The organism is uncultured Cetobacterium sp., from assembly GCF_947039425.1.
Lineage (GTDB): Bacteria > Fusobacteriota > Fusobacteriia > Fusobacteriales > Fusobacteriaceae > Cetobacterium_A.
The window spans coordinates 1-2620 of record NZ_CAMQYW010000282.1 but is presented as its reverse complement, the minus strand read 5'-3'; the positions used below and the strand labels follow the sequence as shown (position 1 = coordinate 2620).

Sequence of the window (2620 nt, the reverse complement as noted above, 5' to 3'; positions counted from 1 at the left end):
GGTGATTTATGAATATTTTAAGAAATTTAGAATTTAATGTTAAGAAAATGAATGATATTGATTCTGATGGTTTTATGACTATTGAAGGGGTCGCAGCTATTGCTGATAAGCCACTTGAATATATTGATTGGTGGACTGGTGAAATAACAAAAGAAATAATCCCTATAGAAGAGTTAGAACTTTCTAGTAAACACATTGTAGGTGTTCCTATTACTAACTCACATCCTTGGGAGTTTGTGAACTCTAGAAATGCTACTGAGTATGCCAAAGGAATGGTTATTGAAAGTTTAGGAATTGAAGATAATCAGCTTGTTATTAAAGCAAAAATATTAGATGCAGATCTAATTATAGATATTCAAAGTGGAAAAGATAAATTATCTACTGGTTATTATTGTGATATGGAGAAAATAGCGGGATTTACAGCAAATAATGAGAGCTATACACACATCCAAAGAAATATAAGATACAATCATCTAGCAATTGTTAATGATGCTAGAGCAGGAGAGGAAGCAAAGATTACTAAGTTTAATTCAAATGATAGTAATTTAGCATATAGTACAGGTTTAAATTTAAAAAAACAAAATTCAAAAGGAGTTGAGCAAATGGCAGTTTGGAAAATTAATGGAAAAGATATGACAGAACAAGAGATTTATGCAGAAGCTATTAGATTAAATGGTGAAAATGCAACTTTATCAACAACAAATGGAACTTTAACAGCAGAAAATGGGAAGTTACAAGGAGAACTCGCAGTAGAAAAGCAAAACTCAGTAGGTCTGCAAGCTAAAATTAATGGAATGGAGACAGAAATAGAAGAAAGAGTTAATTCTAGAATTACTTTAATTGGTACAGTTAAAGAAAATGGTGTTGATATCCCAGGAATTGAAAAAATGAATGAGTTAGATATAAAGAAGGCTGTAATTAAGCAAAATTCGACTATAGATATTGAAGGGAAGGACGTTAATTTTATTGAGGGTGTTTATTTAGCAACAATTAAAACAAACTCTAAAGATCCAATCCAAACAATTGTAAAAAATGAGCAAAAAGAAAATGCTAAAGATGATTTAGCAAGTACTTGGCTTAATGCTAGAAAAGGAGGAAATAAATAATGAAAGTGAGAATGGCAGGTCATATTGCAAGAACTGGAGTAACTAAAGAGTTTAAATATAGTTATTCAGAAGAGATTATTCCGTTTGGTGCTGGAGTAATGAGAGGGACCAACAAAGAAACTCAATGTAAATTGATGAATACAGGAGGACAATTTTTAGGAGTAGCTCTTTTTAAACAGACAAACTCTTATGATGAACAACAATGGGGAAATCAAACAACACCAGTAATTTTAACAAGAGGATTTGTTTATGTTCAAGTATCATCTCCTGTTGTAGCTGGAGATAAAGCAGCTTGTGGAGAGGGTGGAAAGTTCGCTAAAAGTACTACAGCTTCATATGATGATATTGAGGGAGTATTTGAGACATCATCAGAAACAGATGGATATGCAATTTTAAGATTAAGATAATATAAAATTCGGAGGATATAAAAAATGAAAGATGTAGCAAAAATAAATAACTCAGCAACGAATCCAATAAGAGATGTCTTATCTGGAGCTTTAATAGAAGTTATAACAAGTAGACAGATTCCTATGGTTATAGCTTCACTAATTCCTTTAATAACAGATGTTGATGGAATTGATGTAACATCAGAAAGAGTATTTTTTAACAGAGGATATTTTAAAGGCCAGGCTCAAATAACAGATACTAGACCTGATGAAGCACCAACAGTAGTATTAGATACAAAAAGAGATTCTGTTCCTATGAAATGGATCTCAACTTCATTACAAATAACTAGACAGGATAAAGATCTATATACAAAAGGAAAAACAAAATTTGCAAATAAAGCTTTAGCTGCAATGCAAATAATGGGAAAAACAGAAGAAACATTTTTAAAAAAAGGATTAACTGAGTTAGGATTAGAGGGACTTGATACAGCAGAAGGGGTTAATATTGTAACAGCCGCTGCTAAATGGGCAACTTTAACAGGAGCACAAATCTTAGAAGAAATTAGAAAAGGTTGGGCAGCTCATACAACAGGTGGAAAATTTGAAGCAGAATCATTTTGGTTAGATAAAGACTTACACGATTTATTATATAAGCCATATTCAGATAAAGAACCTAAATCTACTTTAGAAATTTTAGAAGGTAGAAAATGGTTTAAAAAAATTGTGTCAATTGCAGAGTATGGAACAGCAACAATCGTTGAAGATAGACCAACAAACTTTGGATATATTTTAGATTTACCAGCTCAATTAACAGAAACATATACAGATAAACTAACAGAGATTCACTTAATGGAAGAACATCTATCAAGTATTTTAATTTTACAACCACAATCAATAACAAAATATGAGGGGGCACTATAATGGCCAAAATAAAAGTTATCAATAAAACAACAAATATTTTTTATCAAATGGGATATGCTTTTCCTCCAGGAGAAATTACAACACGAGAATTATCTACAACAGAATTAAAAAGTTTTAAAGCTTGGGAAAAAGCAGAATCTATAGCTAAGAGAATTAAAACAGGGTTATTAACTATTGAAGAGATTAAAGAGAAAGAAACTACAGATG

The 2620-nt window shown here is 31.2% G+C and carries 4 protein-coding genes; all 4 read left to right on the top strand.

Annotated features, from left to right (window positions below; all coding sequences use genetic code 11):
* Window positions 1-8 precede the first annotated feature (8 nt).
* On the top strand, window positions 9-1106 hold the full coding sequence (locus Q0V09_RS10545) for a DUF2213 domain-containing protein (protein ID WP_297489388.1): 1098 nt from the start codon (window positions 9-11) through the stop codon (window positions 1104-1106).
* A complete protein-coding gene (locus Q0V09_RS10540; RefSeq protein WP_297489385.1) occupies window positions 1106-1513 on the top strand; it encodes a hypothetical protein in 408 nt (135 codons plus the stop codon). The genes Q0V09_RS10545 and Q0V09_RS10540 overlap by 1 nt, the downstream gene beginning before the upstream one ends.
* 24 nt (window positions 1514-1537) lie before the next feature.
* On the top strand, window positions 1538-2413 hold the full coding sequence (locus Q0V09_RS10535) for a major capsid family protein (RefSeq protein ID WP_297489383.1): 876 nt from the start codon (window positions 1538-1540) through the stop codon (window positions 2411-2413).
* The coding region (locus tag Q0V09_RS10530; RefSeq protein WP_297489379.1) for a hypothetical protein at window positions 2413-2620 on the top strand (208 nt) is incomplete at its 3' end. The genes Q0V09_RS10535 and Q0V09_RS10530, both read left to right, overlap by 1 nt.